The following is a 20942-nucleotide window of genomic DNA, read 5'->3' on the forward strand; positions in this document are numbered from 1 at the left end:
CGCTCGCGGACTCGCTACCGCTGCGCTAACGTAATTCGTAATTCGTAATTATTAACCTATCGCTGTTCGTGCAGGGTGCTGTAGGCAAGCCAAGGGTTTAACATCAGAAAAAAAAGTTCCTGTTCCTCATTAAGAAATTTAGTTTCTCTGTAAGCTGAACTAATTACGAATTACGTTGCTTGCTTCTCGCTTTCTCTACGAGACGCTACGCGAATGGCGAGTATTATAAATTACGAATTATTTTGACTAATCACGAAAATGGAAGTTTACTGCACTCGTCCACGTTGTCCACGACCGCAAAACTATTTTTCTGATTTAGATGATGTTACGACACTGAAAACAACCCAGCAAAAGTATTGCACTACCTGTGGAATGCCACTGATGCTAGATGGTCGATACGTGCCAACGAAGCTGCTGGGAAGGGGCGGGTTTGGAGCGGCCTTTTTGGCACGCGATCGCCGAATACCGGGAATGCGTCAATGCGTAGTTAAGCAGTTCCAACCAGCGGGAAATTTAACCTTAACTCAACTGCAACAAGCACAGTTGATGTTTGAGAGAGAAGCAGAAGTTTTAGCACAACTTGGTAACGATCACGATCAAATTCCTGACTTATTTGCCTTCTTTCCAGTGATAGTTAATAGCTTGCAAGCAGGAGAGCAAGACCAATTTTTTTACTTGGTGCAAGAATACATTAATGGGCAAAACCTAGAGGAAGAATTAGTTCAACAGGGCAAATTTTCTGAGAAGCAGGTGTTAGAGGTATTGCAAGAAATCCTGAAGGTATTAGAGTTTGTCCATGACAGAGGCATTATCCACAGAGACATTAAACCTTCTAACATCATGCGTCGTCGTGATGGTAAACTTTTTTTACTAGATTTTGGCGCAGTTAAACAAGTCACAAATGCTGCATCTGGTTCTGCGGCTTCTTCCACAGGAATTTATTCTATGGGATTTGCACCACCTGAGCAGATGGCTGGGGGTCAAGTATTCCCATCTACAGATTTATACGCTTTAGCTGTAACTCTGATTACCTTGTTAACAAATCAGGAAGCAATTCAACTATTTGATGCCTATAGCAACCAGTGGAAATGGCGAACACAAGTTAGTGTCAATCCTCGCCTTGCTGACATTTTAGACAAGATGCTCCTACCTGCCGCTAATCAGCGCTTCCAGTCAGCCCAGGAGGTTCTAGTTGCACTTAACTCACAGGCGGCTCAAGCCTCTACACAACTTAACTCACCCTCTGTAACCCTCCCGCCACAACCACCCAAAAGTTCCAGTCCTGTCGTCCCCCGTCGTCCACCAAGTCAACCAGCCTTTTCTACACTGGAATTATTGGGTGGGGCGGCGTTTAGTGGATTTGAGGGTGCATTGATCGCGATCGCTCTCTTCAGTCTCGTAAAAGACCTAATAATTACTTTAAGTGTTGCGTGTGTAATTTTAGGGATACTGACATTTGCTCAAACCAGACGGTGGATTGAGAAGTTCGATTTATTAATTATTCCGGCAATTACTTTTGCGATTATTTTTTTTCTCCCCTTTTTACGAGGGGTTCTTGGGATTCAGGAGGTAGTTTTTTTAGCAGTTGCCGCAGGCTTAGTAGCCATTTCACTGACAGCCGTATTTCGACTTATTTATAAATTATTATCTCTCTTACTTTAAAAACTCCTGGTGCTAACAGCCACATAATGTCTCAGAAAAACGAAACACTTAGTCTTTTTTTAGCCGTTATCATCACTATTGGTTTAATATTTGGTGGTCTATGGTTTCTTATGGAACGGTGGGCGCAATTGAGTGGAACTGTTTCTAAACCTTCGGAGACTGGTAATACAAGTAATCCCATAAACCAGTTTGTCAACAGATGTAACGTGGCAAATCTTCCAGAGGGGACATTTAACTATGGTGGTAGCACAACCTGGGCACCCATCCGTAAAGACGTAGACTTCGTACTACAAACTCAATGCCCTCGGTTTATTTTACGCTACACTCAACCTCCTTCAGGTCAAGCAGGATCGGGAACAGGCATTCGGATGTTGATAGATAATCAACTGGCTTTTTCTCAATCTTCTCGCTCAGTGAAAGCTGAAGAAAATACAGAAGCTAAACAAAAAGAATTTAGTTTGAAAGAAATACCAGTGGCGATTGATGGCATTGCGATCGCAGTTAACCACAATCTCAATATCCCTGGTTTAACTGTCGCCCAACTCAAAGACATCTACACAGGCAAGATTACTAATTGGCAACAGGTAGGTGGGCCAAATTTACCAATTACAGTCTACTCTCGCAGCAAAGAAGCTGGGGGAACAGTAGAATTTTTTGTCGAAAATGTTTTAAATAAAGGGAATTTTGGTATCAACGTTAGTTACATTGGCACGACTACAGAAGCAGTACGAAAAGTAGCAGTGAATACTGGCGCAATTTACTATGCTTCGGCCCCAGAGGTTGTACCCTTTCAAGGGTAGGTATTTAAAAATCAGGCAGTAGAGAGGGTGATTTGAGAGACATGGAGTTGTGGAGTCAAGGAAGGCCAAGGTTCAGGGAAAAAGCTACCTTGAGGTAGGGGAAGACGATTAAGAACGGCAGCCTTAATCACTAAAAATCCACGACGGAAACATGAGAGACAACGATGGAAGACACTATTTTTCAAATTGCGTCGTGCAACGTGGGTTTGTGGTAATTCGTCTAAACTACTAATAGGCAAATTGGCATCAATAGCACCTCCAACACTAACCTGCCATAAAGTAGCGATTGCGATCGCTAACCAATGTCTCTCGGCTCGTTTGGTATCTGTCATTTTAGTTTGATGCCAAGCAAAACCACCTCTTTTACCGTCTTTAAATAGACATTCAATCCAAGAGCGCATCGAATACCAACAAGCATCCGCAACTTCGGGTTGTAAATCGGTGAGAATTAACCAAGGTTCGGCATAGCCCTCGTCATGACGGGCTAACAATGTACATTCAATCGGGTTACTTTTGAAACAAGTTACCAATGACTCAAATGACTGACCAACTTCTCGAACAAGAGTATTTAGAGGTAGCCAAGAAACAGTACCTTTAATTTGAAACTGCCCCTGAAGGTTAATCCGCATAAAAGGATGCCAACCACAGTTCAAGATTTGTTGATACAACCACTCAGCATAAAGCCCTCTATCTGTGGTGACAATTACAAACCAATCTGGTGGTACAGTTTTGTCTATATGGCGAAATAATTCTTCCCAGTGAGGTTTCCAACTTCCAGGAATGGTAGCTTCAACTATTTTCCAGGCAATTGGAATTCCACAGCCACGGTAAACAATGCTAATTGCTAATACAGTAAAGCGATCGCTTAAAGTTGAAGCATCTGCTGCCAATGCTAGACGTTTTTCACCTTTAGGCCAAAGACTTAGAATCCAAGATAGTAGTGGACTAAAACAAGATGTCACATCCAATGAAGTTCGACCAGTTTTTGTTTTATCTTCTGCGTCTCGATACCATTCCCGCAGTTGCTGACGTATAGTATTCTCCTTTTTACCCAGTAGTTCTGCTAAAAATACTGAAACCGTTGTCAGTCCACTTGATTGGGTCATTACTATCCCAAAAGTCCACATTGCCAGTACAACAGCTTGAGGTTTTGTGAGATTTGGCATTTTTTCAATTACTTTTCTAGTCCATTCTCTTAATTCCTCGCTTTTTCCTACTTGCATTCACCCTCCTGCACCCGTAGTAATTCTGCTGATAAAAGCTAGATAGTATTTTACCTGCAAAAATACGCCTTTATTAAATACCTACCCTTGAAAGGAGGTTGTACCCCAGTGTACGATTAAATCCCTACCACTAGGGCGGACAAGTGGTCAATTTGTGCCTCCCTACCAAGAACCCTTTGTACCTCAATCTGAATGTCCTAGTAGGCGTAATCAGTTGAATACTCAGGTATTTCGTAGTGGAGATTATGCAATTACCCGCAATTTATTTGTAATCGTTAAACAGAATGGTCAAACAGATCAGCAAGCTGGCGAAGCTTATGCAAATTGGCTGCTGACATCTCAAGGTCAAGAACTAATCGAAAAAGCTGGATTTGTCAGAATTAAATGATCAGAATGTTTAGATTTAGCTAAATAATCAAATAATAAACATATTTACTTTATTCAAATTTGTTCATGTCACAAAAGAATGAAACCACAATTTTAGCTTTGGCTCTGCTGCTGACAGTTGGAATAGTTGGCAGTGGTTTTTGGTGGTTTACTAACAACTCTGGGGTCAAAATTGGTAATACCATCACTCAAAACCCAGAACCAGAAAGCAAAGACCGCATTAGTTTTGGGGAACAATCCTTTACTCAGGGTGACATTTCTCCAGTTAAAAAAGAAGGAGTACAGGCGATCGCTAATAAAAGTTATGACAAAGCGATCGCCAATTTCACAGCCGCCCTAAAACTCAACCGTAACGATCCAGAAGCACTGATCTTTCTTAACAATGCCCGGATCGGTTCTTCCAAGAGTTACACTATTGCGGCTTCTGTACCATTCGGCACTGACCCCAATGTTTCTTTAGAAATTTTACGTGGTGTTGCTCAAGCCCAAAATGAAATTAATACATCTGGTGGAGTCAAGGGAGTGCCGTTGAGGGTAGGGATAGCTAATGACGACGACAATCCAGAAATAGCCAAACAAATTGCTTCTAGCCTAGTTAGCAATTCTGAAGTCTTAGGTGTAGTTGGGCCCAATACTAGCGATTCCACCTTAGCCGCAGGTACTATTTATACCTCTGGAAAACTTGTAGCAATTTCTCCTACCAGCACATCTGTCAAAATTTCTAACTTTAGCCGCTACGTTTTTCGCACGGTTCCCAGTGATTTTATGGCTGCGAGAAGTTTAGCCAACTACATGGTGAGAACCTTGCAGAAAAAAAATGCAGTGGTTTTCTTTAATTCTCAGAGTAACTATAGCCAGTCTTTAAAGTCGGAGTTTGTTTCATCTGTTTCCCTAGAGGGTGGACAGGTATCTAGCGAATTTGACTTATCCAAAGCGGATTTTAGTGCGGCTAAAAGTGTAGAACAAGCAACTAAGCAAGGCGCAGAAGTAATGATGCTAGCTGCTAACGCTGAAACTCTCGATAAAGCCCTGCAAGTAGTTCAGATTAACCAGAAACGGTTAACTCTGTTAGGAGGAGATGATGTTTACACCGTTAAAACTTTAGAAATTGGCAGAGAGCAAGCTGCGGGAATGATAGTGGCAGTTCCCTGGCATATTGAGGGCGATCGCAAATCAGATTTTCCTCAGAAATCGCGGCAGTTATGGGGTGGTGATGTGAGTTGGCGAAGCGCCCTCAGTTATGATGCCACTGTGGCTCTAATTGCGGCATTAGAAAGTAATCCCACGCGATCGGGAGTCCAACAAGCACTCTTGTCATCTGAATTTTCTACCAGCGGCGCTTCTGGCACAATTCGATTTTTAGCATCAGGCGATCGCAATGCGCCAGTCCAACTTGTAAAAATTGTTCCTGGTTCTCGCTCCCGCACTGGCTATGACTTTGAACCAGTGCGTTAATCAGCAATAAAAAATTAAAAATTAACCAATCGTTAACCTGGAAAAACCCTCAAGATGAGAAATTGAGCTTTATGGGGAAAATTCTTAGTATCAACTAACAACTTATCCTCACCACATATTTGGGTCTGAAGCTTCGTGCTTCTAGAACGGCTTTAAAGTAATGAGTAAGGAGTAATGAGTAATGAGTAATGAGTATTTACTTATTACTTATTACTTATTACTTATTACTCCTTCTTAAGAGCGCCTTTAGGTCGGTGAGGATGTCAACAACATTCAAGCCTTGAGAAAAGAGACGATTAATCCAGAGAAAATTTATTATACCTTGGCATCTATTGTAGTAAGAAGTGAGGATTTGTCAGCATTTTTAATAAAACACCCGTCTTCCAAAATACAATCTCAAGTAGCAAGCACTTATCAAGTCAAGCACTTATATTGAATGGACACGCGGGTAATCATACTATGTCCCAAAAAAATGAAACAACTATTCTTGTATTATCCATCCTAATCACCGTCGGGCTAATAGCTGGCGGTTTTTGGTGGTTTACTAGAAAATCTGGTGTCGAGCTAAATACAATTAATTCTGGTAACACCAAAACGCCCCAAACCGGATCGGAACAACCTAGTGGCAATACTTTCACTTCAGTAAAGGATGTTCCTACAGGATTATTCAATTACGGTGGCAGTACATCTTGGGCACCGATTCGATTGGTAGTTGATTCAGCAATTCAAGCCGCGCGGCCAGAGTTACGGCTGCGCTATGTAGAACCCAGCACTGCATCTCCTGGTTCTGGTACTGGCATCCAGTCGTTAATAGATGGTCAACTAGCCTTTGCCCACTCCTCCCGACCAGTTTTAGATCAGGAATTAAGTCGTGCCCAGCAGCGTGGGTTCAGTTTAAAACAAATTCCTGTGGCAATTGATGGTTTAGCAGTTGCAGTTAATCCCAACCTGAATATCCCAGGACTAACGATAGAACAGTTAAAGTCAATTTACACAGGCAAAATCAATAATTGGAGCCAGGTGGGCGGCCCCAATATCCCGATTAAGCCCTATTCTCGCCGCATTGCTGATGGCGGTACAGTGGAACTTTTTGTCCAAGACATCTTGGGTGGTCAAGCTTTCAGCTCCAATGTGGAATTTATCTCCACAACCACCCAAGCCTTGCAAAAATTAGCTGGTAGTCCTGGTAGCATCTACTACGCTTCTGCCCCAGAGGTGATTCCTCAATGCTCAATCAAAGCCTTGCCGTTGGGGCGGACGCAAGGGCAATACATTGCTCCATACCAAGAACCTTCTGTCCTCCCGTCTGAATGTCCTGGTAAACGGAACAAGTTGAACATTGAAGCTTTCCAATCAGGAAAATACCCGATTACCCGCAATCTGTTTGTGGTGGTCAAACAGAATGGTCAGACTGAGCAGCAAGCAGGTGTGGCTTATGCCAACTTACTGCTGACTGAGCAGGGACAGGAAATGATTACCCAAGCAGGGTTTGTCAAAATTCGCTGACTCCTGCGATCGCTTCCAATAGGGCGTAGCCCCATCGCACTCAAGACAGAGTGGCGGAAATCGCCGCTCTGAACTCTACCTTAACCAGCTCTATTAATCGATTCCGCTGGCAAGCAGATTAGATTATCCCCTTGAGTCAGGATTAAGCCACGTTGACGCAGCTTACCCATCAAGCGGGTGACGGTGACACGAGTAGAACCAATCGCGCTACCAATTTGGGCATGGGTGAGGGGGAAGGGCAGAGCATAGCCGCGAATCACATCAGGATCAGTGTCGCTCATAGCTGGCTCTCCATATTCCTCAATTAACAATGTGAGAAATCCTAAGAGTCGGTCAATTGTGCGGCGTTGTCCCAAGGCACTCAGCCACAGCAGCTTACGCTGGTGCTGATACCTAAAGGCATCCATAACTTCGCGACGGAAGTGAGGCCAATTGTCTAAATCGTGCCAGTACATCCACAGCACCGCAGTTTGATCAACATGGGCGTAAGCCTGGAGTGTGAATGGTGATTGAGCAACAATTTCAAATGGCTGTCCCGCTCCCACAAAACCCAAGAACGCTTCTTCTGGAGTTCTGTTAATTCGTCGAGACGTTAGCTGACTAGCAGTCGCACTAACTTGTGCGGTTCCTACCATGCGGATCGCACCCCTTTGCACCAAATACAGCAATCCAGGCCGGGCTGGAATGCGCTCATCTTTGCTAAAGGTGCGGCAGCGGTAGTGTTCTTGAGCCCAGTCAAGAATGCGTTGCCAAGTCAAAAAAGGCCGTGATGCCTCAGAAAAGGAGGATGGAGATTGCATAGGTAACAAAGAGCGTTCGGCTGAAGACAAAGACGTAAATAAAAGGGTGCAAGGAGTGTCTTTGTGTTGGCGAGGCAGGCTTAACGCCTAACAGCGCCAGCCAATCCAAAGAATAGAAAGCAAATTACTCTCTACTCTTTTGTTATACTTCCTACTGTACAATGATGGTAGTAAAGTTTACTTACTATTTATCGATTATTCATCAAATTTTATCCTCTTCTCATTTTTCTTCATCTAAATTAAATTTATACCGCAAGACAGATGACAGAAATGTAACAAATATATCTTACATGATGACTTAAGAAATATTACGTGCATTATAAATTACCAATTAGCAGATATACGTCAATCAAGCAGCTAATTTACAGTTATTTAATAAATTCACTAAGCATTGATACTTATAAAGCAGAAAATCAATGCATAAAAGATGAGAAAATTCCTCTACATAAAGGTAGAGATGATAATAGAGTTTTATACACCTCAAGTGTGTCCCTACGACTATCAAAATCTCAGAATCGAAAAGCGATGGAGCTTGCCAGTGCGATCGCTTCAGATATATCAGGAATCTGTGGCGACGTTTTTAGTGTCCAAATAGTTCCCCCTGGTTTGATACATTTTGAATTAACTCACTCAACATTAGCGACTTGGTTACAAAGTCTCGTAGCCGGGAGTTTGGGGGGATTGGGGATTGGGGACTGGGGACTGGGGACTGGGGGTGATGGGGGTGATGAGGGTGATGAGAGGACAAGGGGACAAGGGGGACTACTAAAGCCAATCCCCATTACCCCTTATCCCCAGAGGGGGCCCCGAGTTCCCCAATCTCTAATCCCCAATCCCCAATTTGCTGTTCAATATGCTCACGCACGCTGCTGTTCCCTAGTGCTTTTAGCTCATCGAGAGGGGTTGATTAAACTTAGAGAACCAGTTCCAAATACTAGTCCAGCTTTTTGGGATCTTATCTCTCCTAACCCTCTACCTTGGCTTAATTGTGACGGAGTACTGCGGCTAAATCACCCAGATGAACGGCGGCTAATTGGCGAGTTAATACAAGTGATAGACGATATGGAGTGCCCTGATGTTAACGGTTCTGTGAAATGGGAAAAAGTGGCGCTGAATTTGAGCCAAGCTTTTGAAAAGTTCTGGTCTAATTGCCGGATTTGGGGTGAGGTAAAAATTAAATCACCAGAGCTAGCCCAAGCCAGACTCGGATTGCTCATGGCTACTCAGTCAGTATTAAGATTTGTCCTAGAGGAAAACCTGGGTGTTTTTGCGCCTTTGGAGTTATAAATCAGTAATGTCGCTTAGGTAAAAATAAAAACTTTAATATAGCTATTGACTCAATGCACTACCTCGGCTACATTAGCAGGTGTGTGAGGAGCGAACCAGCTAGGGCACCGAGACGAAACACGGCCAGTCGTCGGTGTCCTTTCTGATTTATATGGGTTAGGTTTAAAAAAGTTCCCTCACTACAGTAAAAACTTTTCAATTGCTACTGCTGCCCCATCTTCTTCTACGCTAGGAGCTACCCACTTAGCGATCGCTTGTACTGCTGCTGGTGCGTTGCCCATAGCTACACCAAGTCCAACGTACTCCAGCATTTCCACATCATTGAAGTTATCACCAATCGCCATAACATTGGCTAACTGTAATCCTAATAATTCTTCGGCTAGGTAACGTACAGCTGTCCCCTTATTTACAGAGGCGTTCGTTGCTTCAAAAAAGGTAGCAACAGATGTTGTCAGATAAAGTTCAGCGGGTGTGTATTGGCGGCGCAAATTTCCTAATAGCTTGTCGATCACATCAGTGTCATCACACAAAGCAAGAATTTTGGTCGGTTCATTCGTTAAGGCTTGACGCAAATCACCCACAGGAATCGGCGTAATACCAGAACGTTCTGCATACATTTGGGTTTCTCTGGTTAACTCACGGACGTATAGCTGATCATTGATGTAAAAGTGGACAGATAGAAGCGATCGCAACTCAGGTTGTTCAAAATAGTCGAGTAACTGGTGGGCGATTTCTCTGGAAACAACCCAATGGCGATGAACTTTTTGGGTGATCGGGTCTTGAATCCAGGCTCCCTGATAAGCCATTAATGGTAAGGTAGAGCCGATGTCTTGGTGAAAGTGCAAAGCTGAACGATACATTCGACCGGTAGCGATCGCCACTTGAATTCCTCGTGCTTGCGCCGCAATAATAGCTTGCTTAACACCTGTACTAATGGTGTTAGAGTGTCCAGCGATCGTGCCATCTATATCCAAAACTAGTAGTTTAATGTCTTTTGCAACAGCCTGATGATCGGTAGATGCCAAATGTGTGGCAGATACTTTCTGCATAATTTCCTAGATTTTAACTTCCAGTAAGAGGTTAACAGGCTCTAGCGACCAGTGGGGAATAGTAGAAAAAATTGGCTTCTCTAGTCAACCAAATCAACAACCAAATTTTCATACTGTGAGGATGCTGAGTCACACAATGAAATTGTTAAAATTCTGGCTAATAGGCGCAATAAAAAACCCGATTCTCGAAAAAATCGGGCATTTTCATTTAAATTAAATAGACTGACTGATAAATGGAATGGTAAAAACCTACCTATTCAAAAAAATCTATGAATTAGGCATCTTGAGCCAGCTTTTTTTGCGTTGTGACAACAAACAAAGCCCAGCAATTAAACCAACTCCAAGTGTGGCAGAGGGTTCAGGTACTGATTTAGCCTCATCGTAGTTATAAGTTACTTTGATACCTGATTTGGCATAAGTATCAACATAGGATCTAATGTTGCCCGATCCTGCAACTACTGATTCAGCTAAAGCTGTGAACAAAAAGTCTATGTTGCCATTACCAATGAATGACTGCAAGAATTGCGTATTAGTGAAAGACTGTATACCCGATTGTGTGGCAGTTAAGTTAGAAACAGTCTTTCCAGAGGTGCCACTATAATCAGTGGTACCATCATATTTAGCAGTTTGGTAACTGTAACTATATCCTGGATTGAGTGCAAATAGAGACTGATTATTTAGTTGTAAGCTGAATTCACTGGTGAGATTTAATGCCACCAGGCTCGCAGTTTGACTCCTATTTTCAAAACCTGCATTTCCAAGGATGTCGCCAGTAAATTCTATTGTTACACCTTGAAGAGTGCCTAAAGATGAGTCAAACTTTTGGACGCTCAGGGATGCTTCAATGATATCCGTCAAATCGTAATCAAGGGAACTACTGTACGAGAGAGAAGCTGCATTAGCTACTCCAGAAGTCGCAACGATTCCTGCCAAAGTTGTGGCAGCAGCCAGAGTGTTGAATAGTTTTGTTGTCATGATCGGAGATGCTTTTCTGAAACGAATCATTACGGGATTACTAACTTATTTCTAACTCTGAAAATCTGCTTGTAGTCTTGATGAATACACGTAACTTTATGTAAAGTTATTATGTTTAAGTTCCTTCGAGAAATAGACTTTTTGATTGATATATATAAAGTTTTGCTAAGGCAAAGAGGCTTTTATAGGGTAATATTATGTCGAAAGATTAAGCGAGTTTTTGTTGGTTCCTGAAAAGTAAGCTAGGTCAACCTAATTAAATATAAAATGCTCAGGAGATAGATTCCCGACTTCTGGTGATAAGTTGGGGATCTGGTTACTATCTGGTTAGTATGTTTATACTCACGTACTTAATTGGGCTAGTATCCCTGCTAAAAGTTGGTTCTACTTGGCTTCCGTACTAAAGCTGCGAATACGTAGACATTGCTTTGTCTAAAATAATATCAATACCGATTGGTACGCAAAAATCGCGCTATTGTCGCCAAAGCCAAGCTAAACGAGCATCTGAAATTGCTAACTATGTGACAAGGCTTCTGGCTAAAATAGGGCTATGTCTGAAACTTTCAATTCTGCAACTGCAACACGCCCCACGTTCATCCTCGTAGATGGACACTCCTTAGCTTATCGTTCATACTTTGCTTTCGCCAAAGGGCGAGATGGAGGACTGCGTACCAAAACGGGGATTCCTACCAGTATATGTTTTGGTTTTGTAAAGTGCCTGTTGGAGGTAATGGCAACACAACAGCCTCAAGCAATGGCGATCGCTTTTGATTTGGCTGAGGCAACTTTTCGCCACGAAGCCGACGAGACTTATAAAGCCGATCGCCCGGAAACGCCAGAAGACTTCATTCCCGACTTAGCAAACCTGCATGAGTTGCTGAATGGCTTCAATCTACCCTTTTTCACTGCCCCTGGTTTTGAGGCTGATGATGTTTTGGGAACCTTAGCACAGCGAGTAACTGCGGCTGGGTATAGGGTGAAGATTTTAACTGGCGATCGCGATTTATTTCAATTGATCGATTCTGACAAAGAAATTACTGTTCTGAATTTTAGTCCAGATGCTCTAAAACGCTCCACAAATAGCATCACAGAATTTGAAGCAGAACAAGTCAAAGAGAAAATGGGCGTTTTACCTTCACAAATTGTTGATTTCAAAGCTCTTTGTGGTGATAAATCAGATAATATTCCTGGTGTCAAGGGAATTGGGGAAAAAACAGCAGTGCAACTGCTGAATACATACGGTTCACTTGAAAATGTTTATGCTGCCTTAGATGAAATTAAAGGTGCAACTCAGAAAAAACTGGCAGCAGGTAAAGAAGATGCCGAGAAGTCTCGCTATTTGGCAACTATAGTTTTAGATGTTCCGATAGAATTTGATTTAGAAGATTGCAAATTAAAAGGGTTTGATACAAGCGTCTTATCACCAATTTTAGAAAAATTAGAATTTAAGTCTTTTTTAGGCAGGATAAACGACCTTCAGCAGCGTTTTGGTGGCAAAGTTGAAGAAAAGCAAGAAACTAAAACAGACGTAAATAATTCCAAGTCTACTAACTCAGAATTCAGTGGTGATGAAGATAATGATTTGTGGTTTTTCAGTGCTAGTGATACAGCAGCAGTTCCACAACAATCGACTTCTCCAATTACACCACGTATCATCAATACCGAAGCTAAATTAACTGAGTTAGTGAAAATTTTGCAAAAATTCACTAATCTAGAAACACCCGTTGCTTGGGACACTGAAACTACCGCTTTAGAACCAAGAGATGCTGAGTTAGTAGGAATTGGTTGCTGTTGGGGAACGGAACCAGATGAGGTGGCCTATATTCCTGTGGGGCATAAAACTGGAGAAAATTTGCATAAAGATTTGGTGTTAGAAGTATTACGCCCAATTCTCGAAAGTGCGGATTATCCAAAAGCTTTACAAAATGCCAAATTTGACCGCTTAGTTCTCAGGTGTCAAGGAATTAACTTGGCGGGAGTGGTGTTTGATCCCATGCTGGCAAGTTACATTCTAAATCCAGATTCAAGTCATAATTTGATGGATTTGTCGCAGCGATATTTGGGATTGATAGCTAAAAGTTATTTAGATTTAGTTCCTAAAGGCAAAACTATCGCTGATATAGATATTCCCGCCGTAGCTGACTACTGTGGGATGGATGCTTATTCTACCTTTGGCTTAGTCCCGAAGTTGCGTGAGGAACTGGATAAATTTCCAGCTTTGTCTAAGCTATTAGTGGAAGTTGAGCAGCCATTAGAAGCGGTTTTAGCCCAAATGGAATATACAGGCGTTCGGATTAATTCAGCTTATTTGCAAGAACTTTCGCAGCATTTAGAAACAGAGTTAGCTAGGTTAAAAGAGCAAGCAACTGAAATAGCTGGGGAAAATTTTAACTTAGGTTCTCCTAAACAATTGAGCCAAATTTTGTTTGAAAAGCTGGGGTTAAGCACCAAACATTCTCGTAAAATACAAACGGGCTTCTCTACAGACGCAGCAACACTGGAAAGACTTCAAGAAGATGATAACACTGGGTTTGTTGAGGCGATTATTGAGTATCGCACTTTATCCAAATTAAAGTCTACTTATGTTGATGCATTACCTGCATTGGTGCGTCCAGATACCCAGCGAGTGCATACTGATTTTAATCAAGCAGCAACATCAACGGGTAGGTTATCTTCTTCTAACCCGAATTTGCAAAATATTCCCATTCGTACAGCTTTTAGTCGCCAAATTCGGAAGGCATTTTTGCCTGAACCTGGTTGGTTAATGGTGGCTGCTGATTACTCACAAATTGAATTACGAATTTTGGCTCATTTGAGTCAAGAGCCGATATTAGTGCAAGCATATCAGCAAAATGAAGATGTTCATACTGTGACGGCGCGGTTAGTATTTGAAAAAGAAAATATCACCTCAGAAGAACGAGGGATGGCAAAAACTATCAATTTTGGCGTGATTTATGGAATGGGTTCTCTCAGATTTTCGCGCTCAACTGGGATAGATAAAAACATTGCCAACGAGTTCATTAAGCGGTTTAATGAACGATATCCTAAAGTTTTTGGATATTTAGAGCGAGTCAAAAAAGAAGCGATCGCACTTGGTTATGTAGAAACTATTTTCGGTCGTCGTCGTTATTTTGATTTTACTAATAACAGTTTACGTAAATTAAAAGGCAGTAATCCAGAAGATATTGATCTGAGTAAATTGAAGAATTTAGGTGCTTATGACGCAGGTTTACTACGCTCTGCTGCTAATGCACCAATTCAAGGTTCTAACGCTGATATTATCAAAATTGCAATGGTGAGATTGCATGAGGTTTTGAAGAACTATCAGGCGCGTTTGTTGTTGCAAGTTCACGATGAATTAGTGTTTGAAATTCCCCCTGATGAGTGGGAAGAATTACAATTACAAATTAAATCGGTGATGGAAAATGCAGCGCAGTTGAGTGTGCCTTTGCTTGTAGAGGCGCGTGTTGGTGACAATTGGATGGAGACAAAGTAAGTTTAACTGGGGATTGGAAAAATTACATTAATAATTCGTAATTCGTAATTCAACTGATAGCATCATTAGTAATTACGAATTACGAATGCTAATGTTATACCATTCCTACTCATATAAGGAATTTTAATATGCATCGTCGTTGGCTGCTATCAGCTTTAGCAATTTTGTTGAGTATAGTTTTAGTTGCTTGCACCACTGCAAATACTCAGCAACCACAAATCAAAGTGGAAAATACCACTGAGGCGACTAACACGAACTCTCAACAATTACCAAAAGGTTCAGCAAAAAGAGTGGTTGCTCTTTCTTCTCTTTCTGCTGATATTATCTCTCGACTAGATGAAACAAAAATTGTTGGAATCACTGGTAGTAAATTATTTAATAATGACTCTAGATTTAAGGATATTCCCCGCGTTAGTGAAGGTCAAAGTCCACCAAATTTAGAAAAAGTGGTAGCACTGAAGCCAGATTTAGTTATTGGTGCTGAAGGTTTTTCTAATATCCCAATTCAAAGACTTCAGCAACTAGGAATTCCGACTTTGCTCACTAAGGTGAATAGCTGGGAATCTCTAGAAGAAGTTACTAAAACACTTGCTAAATCAATTAATGCTGATCCTCAGCCTTTGTTAAACCGTTACCAAACTTTCTTACCAGATAAACCAACTCAGAGTCCTTCTACTCTAGCACTGGTTAGTCGTCAACCAATTTTAGCGCCAAATAAAAACAGTTGGGCAGGGGATTTGCTAGCGAAGTTTCAGGCGAAAAATGTAGCCGCAGATTTACAAGGAAAAAGTCCAGTTGGTGGCTATGTAACGCTTTCGGCTGAGAAAGTTTTAGAAGCAAATCCAGAGGTGATAATTTTAGTTAATCCTCCGCAAGGAAATTCTGAAGTAGCGCTTTTAGATTCTTTGAAAAAGGAAGCTTTTTGGCAGAAATTGCAAGCAACTAAAAATAACCGAGTTTATGTGTTTGATTATTTTGGTCTGGTAAATCCAGGTAGTATAGATGCAATAGAAAAGGCTTGTCAGCAGCTTAGGCAAGCATTGTTTGCACCACAGGAAACTTAATCTTCTTACTTGGCAACACTCAACTAAAGGGTGTTCAGCTTTACTAACAACTCTCAAAACTAGTTATTTACAGTGTTGTTGAAGAAGAGATACAGCTAATTCAAAACTATTAGGTTGAGTTTGTACTGCATAGGCTTCTCTTTCTAAATCTTGTCGTTTGGCATCAGTATAGCGTCTAAAAAATGGTTGAGCATAATTGCTTGGCTGAATGTCTAAACCTAAAGTTTTTATTTTTCCTTTTCCGGCACATACCTGTGCTGCATGAACAGTTTCATGGATTAGTGTTTGAGTCCCAATATGTAACTCAAACACTACGGGATTAATCCAAATTTTTTTGTCAGCTTCTCTTAGTAACCCATAAGCTCCTCGCTTTGGTGGTAGTGCAATGATTACCTGAAATCCTTTCTTTTCTAATTTATTTTTTAAATCTAAAAATTTTGTTTCAGGATTGGGTATTTGAGAAAGCAACAGTAAGAAATTTAATATAAAAGTTTTGCTCATTTACTTTTTTGATTACACCAATTCAATTAATGATTGCAACACATCCTTGGCTAAATACGCGATGAATCGCGTCTCTATAAATAGTTGATTTGTTGCATTATTTTTTCAAATTGGTATTAGTTGAAAACATTTGTATTAAATTACAATGGCAAAAATATTAACTGTGGCTTTAACTAAGGTAGCTACTTCTGGATCGACATTAGCGTAGCGATCGCTAAGATAATTCCCAGTCATAGACTGGGAACGAGGTAACTGACTATGCTTTTAATCTTTTGCAGAACTAATTGGTTTTTGACCAAAGGAGATATTCTTTTTACCTTCAGGAGAAGCACCCCCAAGGCTGCGGAAATACAATCCTCCAATGGTGAGTAAAAATGCCACGTATCCCACTGCTTGCACAAGATAGAGATTGTCTCTATAGCCAAATAAAGATTTGAGAATAATCCCAGGAAACTGTTCGTCAGGCAAGATTGTGGAAGTATTGGAAACCATTGGCCCCAAAATACAAGAGTGGACTTTTGTAAAATGTTCGTAATAGAAACAAAGGTTTTCTGTAGCGCGACTGCTAAGGGCAAGGTTAGCTACAGCTTCGTCAAAGTGTTTCAAGGCTGAAACTACCAACCCAGCCACAATCAACACTAATAAAACGCCCATTACCTGGAAAAACTGGCGGATGTTAATTTTGACACCCCATTTAAATAACAGCACTCCAATAGCGGATGCTGTTACCAAACCAGCAATAGCACCCAAGGCTGGCATTAATCCCTGTTGAAAATTAGCTGCAATGAAGAGAACAGTTTCAAAGCCTTCGCGGACAACGGCAATTAAAATTAAAGTAAAAACACCCCAGCCAGCATTTGAGTTTTGTGTCAGTGCTTCTGTGACTGCTCCCTCAACTGTAGCTTTCATGAATCTGGCTTGTTTAGTCATCCAGATTAGCATCCAACTGAGCATTGCGATCGCTAATACACTAAACACACCTTCTAGCGCTGGCTCAACTACGGTGGTGTATTGAGGATTTGCGGCTCCCAGTACTTGAATTATCCAACTGAATAACACGCCTATTAAGGCACTGACGACAACGCCAACGCCAACACCAGCATATACCCAAGAGTTGAGTCGGGATTGTTTAGCTTTTTTCAGCAAAGCTAGCACAATGCCAACAACAAGGGCAGCTTCCACTCCTTCTCGGAGTGTGATTACGAAAGTAGGTAGAGCAGTACTAAAATTCATCTTTTGTCCTTTGTCTTTTGTCCTTTGTCATTAGTCCCTTGTCATTAGTCCTTTGTCCTTTGTTTTTGTCTAATGACTAATGACTAATAACCAATGACTAATGACCAATGACTAAGGACTAATGACTATTAGCTAAAATCGCGTAGCATCTTTTTCAGTTCGAGATTATGCATCTCTTCTTGACCGATCATACCGCGTGCGAATTCTTCAAGATAAATGCTGGCATTGGTGACAGTTTCGAGCAGATTTTTATAAAGTTCCAATGCCTTTTTTTCATGGGATAAGCTTTCTTCCAAGATATCCTTGACTTTATGCTGGTAGGTTTCTTCCATTGGGGCAATTTTCAGGGAGGGATGCCCATCTAAACCGGTGAGAATTTCTCCCACTTGTTCGGCATGAAGTAAAGACTCACTTGCTTGTGCTTTGAAAAAAGCCACAATTGGAATACGGTTAGGGCCAGTCACCATCAAAGAATAATGTGTGTAGCGGACTACCCCTGCTAGTTCAAATTCCATGATGGCGTTCAGCAGGTCAATGGTCTTTTTATGGTCAAGTTCTTGCATCAGTTGTTAGTTCAAGTAACGAATGGAGTGTAATTAGTTAGGAGTTCGTAATTCGTAATTCGTAATTCGTAATTCTTAACTCTTAACTCCTAACTATTTTAAACTCGTTAATCTATACTTACCATTAAATTAAAGTGTTATCGCTGTGCTTGGGTATTGGATTTGTCAACGACTTTTTGAGAGTTTTCCTCAATGGTTTTCACCAGTTTGGTAACATCATTAGGTGTTTTGACTGCTTTCGCTGGTGGTATGGCGGTGGGCCAAACTTTTATTAGTTCAGCGAAACTAGCATCGATCGCTTTGTGTGCTTCGGGATCTGCTTGAGCTACTTGACTAGAAATTCCTTTGTATAAATCATTAGCGTAAACAACAAAACCACGGGAGTCTTGATACTCAATTGGCGCGGTTATTTTACCATCTGCGATCGCAGCGCCATATTCGGAGTTAGCTGAATCTAGCAATTCATTAATCACCTGTAGCACAAAAGCTGGTTTTGAGCGTTCGTCTGCTGGCAAAGCTGCGATCGCTCCGTCAACTGCTTGCACTGAAGAAGTAAAATTAGTTTTAACTTTGCTATCCTTTGGACTAGATTTCACTAAATCTTGCAAACTCACCAAAGTTGTCTTAAATTCTTTGACTTTGCGCTCATTCAATTGTTCTTCTACGTCAACATAAATCTCCTCAACTGGATGCCCAATATGAGGTTCTGCCTGTTTCGGCTGATTCTGATCGAGCAGTTCTTGTGCTACCAAAAGATGCCCTTTCATTAAGCCTAATTTAGACATATAGTCAACATCTTTTGCCTCACCTGTGAGTACCACTTCTTGAACACCAACTTGGTCTTTAATTTGGTTGAACTGTTCTTGAGTAATTACTTTTTTAGTAACTAAATCTTCTGGGCTACCGTAGGGACGATTTGCCTGGATTTTGTTTGATAAAGCCGGGATACCTAGCTTGGCTTCAAACTTATCCAATTCTGACAATATAGCGCTGTTAATGTTAATTTTGTCTTTGCTACCGTGACCACTATGACTGTTACTACTTACTGCCTCTGTAGCGGGAGTGTTAGGAACTGGTGCTGATGGATTTTCTGCGGTTGGTGTATTACTACAAGAACTCAAGGTAACTATTAAGGCTGCTGCTGCTGTTAAACAGATATAACGAATTTTTATCATTTTTGCTTCTCACACAACTTAAAAGGTATTAATTGAAAAATTTCAAACTATTACTAGTGGTCTGTCAAATTCATTGTGACGGTTAGAGAGACGCGATAAATCGCCGTCTCTACAGGGAATTTATCCATCAATTATTTATTGACAGACTACTAGGATCTAGTTTGTTTGACAGATTGTCATAGATTTTACTGTTGCATATAATGATATTTTTTATCAACTATTCTCTAAAATTTTCATGAATTAATTACGAATACTAAATAATATTGTCAGGAGTTTTTCACAGGATTTTGGGAGATCCTCTCAGCAATTACGTCAAATTGACCCATACAACCGTTTTCTGCGATCGCATCTTGATGGGGATGGAACATATATTTACCTGGATAGCGAAAAGCAAATTCTAAGATGTGCCTTTCTGCTACACCCATCGTAATCACATCAGTTTTCTCGCTAGGAGTCATAGTCATGCCGTAGCGATAGACATCAAAGAAGTTGGCGTGGAGATGAAACGTCACTGCCGGATCGTATTCGATGATGTTGAGGACATACAGCCGAATCAACTGATCTTTGTAAATCTCAATGGGATGATGCATGTAATAGTGGGGCAAACCATTGAAGGCGTAATAGTCATTATGGCTATCATCATTCACGTCATACCCACCCATCACTAATACAATCTCATCAGCCGGGGGACGGGGAGTGGGTGGATCGATGATGAACATTCCGTACAGTCCCTTAGCGATGTGGCGGGTGACTGGTTCAATATGGCAGTGGTATAAGTGAACGCCATAAGGTTCAGCATCAAATTCATAAATCGTGGCTTTGCCGTTGCTGATTGGGCGAACACCATCCATTTCTGCTGGATGAACGCCATGAAAATGCAAAGAGTGAGAATGTCCCGCGTTATTGAGAAATAGTACCCGGATGCGATCGCCTTGTTTTGCCCGTAGCGTTGGCCCTGGTATCCGACCGTTTAAATCCCAGATGTTGTAAGAGACAGCACTATTGAGTTTTATGATGGAAGTACCCGCAGTTAACTGAAATTCCCGGATAGTCCGCCCATTTTCTTGCTTCACCGTCCCATAATCAAAGTCCCTTAACATCTTCATCGGGTTAGTAACGTCGTCTGGTGCTTCTATATTGAGTGGTGGCACTTTGACGATTGTCTGACTTTGTAGATTTAGCATCTGCCAAAGTCCAGCGGCACCAGTTACTCCAGCACCCGCTAGGCCCAGCTTCAGTAATTGACGGCGGCTCCAAGGTTTTCCGTTACCCAGAGCGGAGTTGTTGGGCATGACATTTAATTACGGTTAGCGCCAAAAAAGAATTGCAAAAGATTTTCAATTGCTTTCAAATATTAAAGGAATTAGTAATTATTGTCAATAATTTTATAGTACTTCAAAATTGCTACTGAAGTTATTAAATCTAGGTAAAATGAGAATTAGTGGCTGGAAAATCCAGCCAAATTTCCGGAATTTTAACGGTATTCATCCTATAGGAATCCGCTTTGATTTCTGAACGAATTTGCGTAGACAGGCAATAGGCAATAGGCAAGAAGGCTTCTTAGTTGTACTGAGTTTTTTCAGAAATCAAATATGAGTCCTATATAAATAATATTGAGAAAAAACTAACTGTTTCATGCTTGTTGTTACTATATTTATTAACTTATCAGTATTTAGAGTACAGACAATGAGTATAATAGCACCTTGGATATAAACGCCAGCAAGTAAGTATCGTTAATCTGTAGCGTATTTAATTGGTTTATAAAC

The 20942-nt window shown here is 41.2% G+C and carries 15 protein-coding genes and 2 pseudogenes; 8 read left to right on the forward strand and 9 right to left on the reverse strand.

Annotated elements, in window-relative coordinates; genetic code table 11:
• Nucleotides 1–258: 258 nt before the first annotated feature.
• On the forward strand, nucleotides 259–1662 hold the full coding sequence (locus tag RRG12_RS20240) for a protein kinase domain-containing protein (protein WP_420760498.1): 1404 nt from the start codon (nucleotides 259–261) through the stop codon (nucleotides 1660–1662).
• Nucleotides 1663–1688: 26 nt separating this feature from the next.
• Nucleotides 1689–2447: pseudogene (locus tag RRG12_RS20245) on the forward strand (substrate-binding domain-containing protein); the annotation flags it as partial.
• Between the two features lie 26 nt (nucleotides 2448–2473).
• On the opposite strand, the gene RRG12_RS20250 reads toward RRG12_RS20245, so the two are convergent.
• Nucleotides 2474–3685 carry an endonuclease gene (locus tag RRG12_RS20250; RefSeq protein ID WP_420758009.1) on the reverse strand — a complete coding sequence of 404 codons (1212 nt, stop codon included), beginning with the start codon at nucleotides 3683–3685 and terminating at the stop codon, nucleotides 2474–2476.
• Nucleotides 3686–3779: 94 nt separating this feature from the next.
• Here RRG12_RS20250 and RRG12_RS20255 point away from each other — a divergent pair.
• The 3 genes and pseudogenes from RRG12_RS20255 to RRG12_RS20265 form a co-directional block, all read left to right on the forward strand.
• Nucleotides 3780–4073 (forward strand): annotated as a pseudogene (locus tag RRG12_RS20255) (phosphate ABC transporter substrate-binding protein); the annotation flags it as partial.
• A 65-nt stretch (nucleotides 4074–4138) separates the two neighbouring features.
• Nucleotides 4139–5527: an ABC transporter substrate-binding protein gene (locus RRG12_RS20260; protein WP_420760499.1), complete on the forward strand. Its 1389-nt coding sequence runs from the start codon at nucleotides 4139–4141 to the stop codon at nucleotides 5525–5527.
• Nucleotides 5528–5986: 459 nt separating this feature from the next.
• Nucleotides 5987–7033, forward strand: a complete 1047-nt coding sequence (locus tag RRG12_RS20265; RefSeq protein WP_420760500.1) for a PstS family phosphate ABC transporter substrate-binding protein — start codon at nucleotides 5987–5989, stop codon at nucleotides 7031–7033.
• Nucleotides 7034–7113: 80 nt separating this feature from the next.
• Here RRG12_RS20265 and RRG12_RS20270 read toward each other — a convergent pair whose 3' ends face one another.
• A complete protein-coding gene (locus RRG12_RS20270; RefSeq protein ID WP_069068606.1) occupies nucleotides 7114–7833 on the reverse strand; it encodes a Crp/Fnr family transcriptional regulator in 720 nt (239 codons plus the stop codon).
• 525 nt (nucleotides 7834–8358) lie between these two features.
• Here RRG12_RS20270 and RRG12_RS20275 point away from each other — a divergent pair.
• Nucleotides 8359–9120 (forward strand): DALR anticodon-binding domain-containing protein, encoded by a 762-nt coding sequence (locus RRG12_RS20275; protein WP_420760501.1) that lies wholly within the window; start codon nucleotides 8359–8361, stop codon nucleotides 9118–9120.
• Nucleotides 9121–9299: 179 nt separating this feature from the next.
• Here RRG12_RS20275 and RRG12_RS20280 read toward each other — a convergent pair whose 3' ends face one another.
• A complete protein-coding gene (locus tag RRG12_RS20280; RefSeq protein ID WP_069068604.1) occupies nucleotides 9300–10169 on the reverse strand; it encodes a Cof-type HAD-IIB family hydrolase in 870 nt (289 codons plus the stop codon).
• Nucleotides 10170–10436: 267 nt separating this feature from the next.
• Complete coding sequence (locus tag RRG12_RS20285) at nucleotides 10437–11144, reverse strand: choice-of-anchor E domain-containing protein (protein ID WP_069068603.1); 708 nt, start codon at nucleotides 11142–11144, stop codon at nucleotides 10437–10439.
• Between the two features lie 550 nt (nucleotides 11145–11694).
• On the opposite strand from RRG12_RS20285, the gene polA reads away from it, so the two are divergent.
• Together polA and RRG12_RS20295 are read left to right on the forward strand one after the other, a co-directional pair.
• Complete coding sequence (gene polA / locus RRG12_RS20290) at nucleotides 11695–14640, forward strand: DNA polymerase I (protein WP_420760502.1); 2946 nt, start codon at nucleotides 11695–11697, stop codon at nucleotides 14638–14640.
• A gap of 128 nt (nucleotides 14641–14768) precedes the next feature.
• Entirely contained in the window at nucleotides 14769–15704 is a 936-nt protein-coding gene (locus tag RRG12_RS20295; protein WP_420760503.1) for an ABC transporter substrate-binding protein, read from the forward strand.
• Nucleotides 15705–15767: 63 nt separating this feature from the next.
• Here the strand turns inward: RRG12_RS20295 and RRG12_RS20300 are convergent, their stop codons facing one another.
• The 5 genes from RRG12_RS20300 to RRG12_RS20320 all read right to left on the reverse strand — a co-directional run bounded on the left by RRG12_RS20300 (nucleotide 15768) and on the right by RRG12_RS20320 (nucleotide 20468).
• Nucleotides 15768–16205, reverse strand: coding sequence for a hypothetical protein (locus RRG12_RS20300; protein WP_420760504.1), 438 nt, complete (start codon nucleotides 16203–16205; stop codon nucleotides 15768–15770).
• 264 nt (nucleotides 16206–16469) lie between these two features.
• Entirely contained in the window at nucleotides 16470–17438 is a 969-nt protein-coding gene (locus tag RRG12_RS20305; protein ID WP_420760505.1) for an FTR1 family iron permease, read from the reverse strand.
• A 128-nt stretch (nucleotides 17439–17566) separates the two neighbouring features.
• Complete coding sequence (locus RRG12_RS20310; protein ID WP_069068599.1) at nucleotides 17567–18001, reverse strand: ferritin-like domain-containing protein; 435 nt, start codon at nucleotides 17999–18001, stop codon at nucleotides 17567–17569.
• A gap of 137 nt (nucleotides 18002–18138) precedes the next feature.
• Entirely contained in the window at nucleotides 18139–19176 is a 1038-nt protein-coding gene (locus tag RRG12_RS20315) for a helix-hairpin-helix domain-containing protein (RefSeq protein ID WP_069068598.1), read from the reverse strand.
• A 266-nt stretch (nucleotides 19177–19442) separates the two neighbouring features.
• Entirely contained in the window at nucleotides 19443–20468 is a 1026-nt protein-coding gene (locus RRG12_RS20320) for a multicopper oxidase domain-containing protein (RefSeq protein WP_420760506.1), read from the reverse strand.
• Between the last annotated feature and the right edge of the window lie 474 nt (nucleotides 20469–20942).

Source organism: Nostoc sp. CALU 546, assembly GCF_048836525.1.

Excerpts from the sequence above, each read along its gene's own strand:
- RRG12_RS20240 (WP_420760498.1), top strand. The coding sequence starts at position 259 with ATGGAAGTTTACTGCACTCGTCCACGTTGTCCACGACCGCAAAACTAT.
- RRG12_RS20250 (WP_420758009.1), bottom strand. The coding sequence starts at position 3,685 with ATGCAAGTAGGAAAAAGCGAGGAATTAAGAGAATGGACTAGAAAAGTA.
- RRG12_RS20260 (WP_420760499.1), top strand. The coding sequence starts at position 4,139 with ATGTCACAAAAGAATGAAACCACAATTTTAGCTTTGGCTCTGCTGCTG.
- RRG12_RS20265 (WP_420760500.1), top strand. The coding sequence starts at position 5,987 with ATGTCCCAAAAAAATGAAACAACTATTCTTGTATTATCCATCCTAATC.
- RRG12_RS20270 (WP_069068606.1), bottom strand. The coding sequence starts at position 7,833 with ATGCAATCTCCATCCTCCTTTTCTGAGGCATCACGGCCTTTTTTGACT.
- RRG12_RS20275 (WP_420760501.1), top strand. The coding sequence starts at position 8,359 with ATGGAGCTTGCCAGTGCGATCGCTTCAGATATATCAGGAATCTGTGGC.
- RRG12_RS20280 (WP_069068604.1), bottom strand. The coding sequence starts at position 10,169 with ATGCAGAAAGTATCTGCCACACATTTGGCATCTACCGATCATCAGGCT.
- RRG12_RS20285 (WP_069068603.1), bottom strand. The coding sequence starts at position 11,144 with ATGACAACAAAACTATTCAACACTCTGGCTGCTGCCACAACTTTGGCA.
- polA (WP_420760502.1), top strand. The coding sequence starts at position 11,695 with ATGTCTGAAACTTTCAATTCTGCAACTGCAACACGCCCCACGTTCATC.
- RRG12_RS20295 (WP_420760503.1), top strand. The coding sequence starts at position 14,769 with ATGCATCGTCGTTGGCTGCTATCAGCTTTAGCAATTTTGTTGAGTATA.
- RRG12_RS20300 (WP_420760504.1), bottom strand. The coding sequence starts at position 16,205 with ATGAGCAAAACTTTTATATTAAATTTCTTACTGTTGCTTTCTCAAATA.
- RRG12_RS20305 (WP_420760505.1), bottom strand. The coding sequence starts at position 17,438 with ATGAATTTTAGTACTGCTCTACCTACTTTCGTAATCACACTCCGAGAA.
- RRG12_RS20310 (WP_069068599.1), bottom strand. The coding sequence starts at position 18,001 with ATGCAAGAACTTGACCATAAAAAGACCATTGACCTGCTGAACGCCATC.
- RRG12_RS20315 (WP_069068598.1), bottom strand. The coding sequence starts at position 19,176 with ATGATAAAAATTCGTTATATCTGTTTAACAGCAGCAGCAGCCTTAATA.
- RRG12_RS20320 (WP_420760506.1), bottom strand. The coding sequence starts at position 20,468 with ATGCCCAACAACTCCGCTCTGGGTAACGGAAAACCTTGGAGCCGCCGT.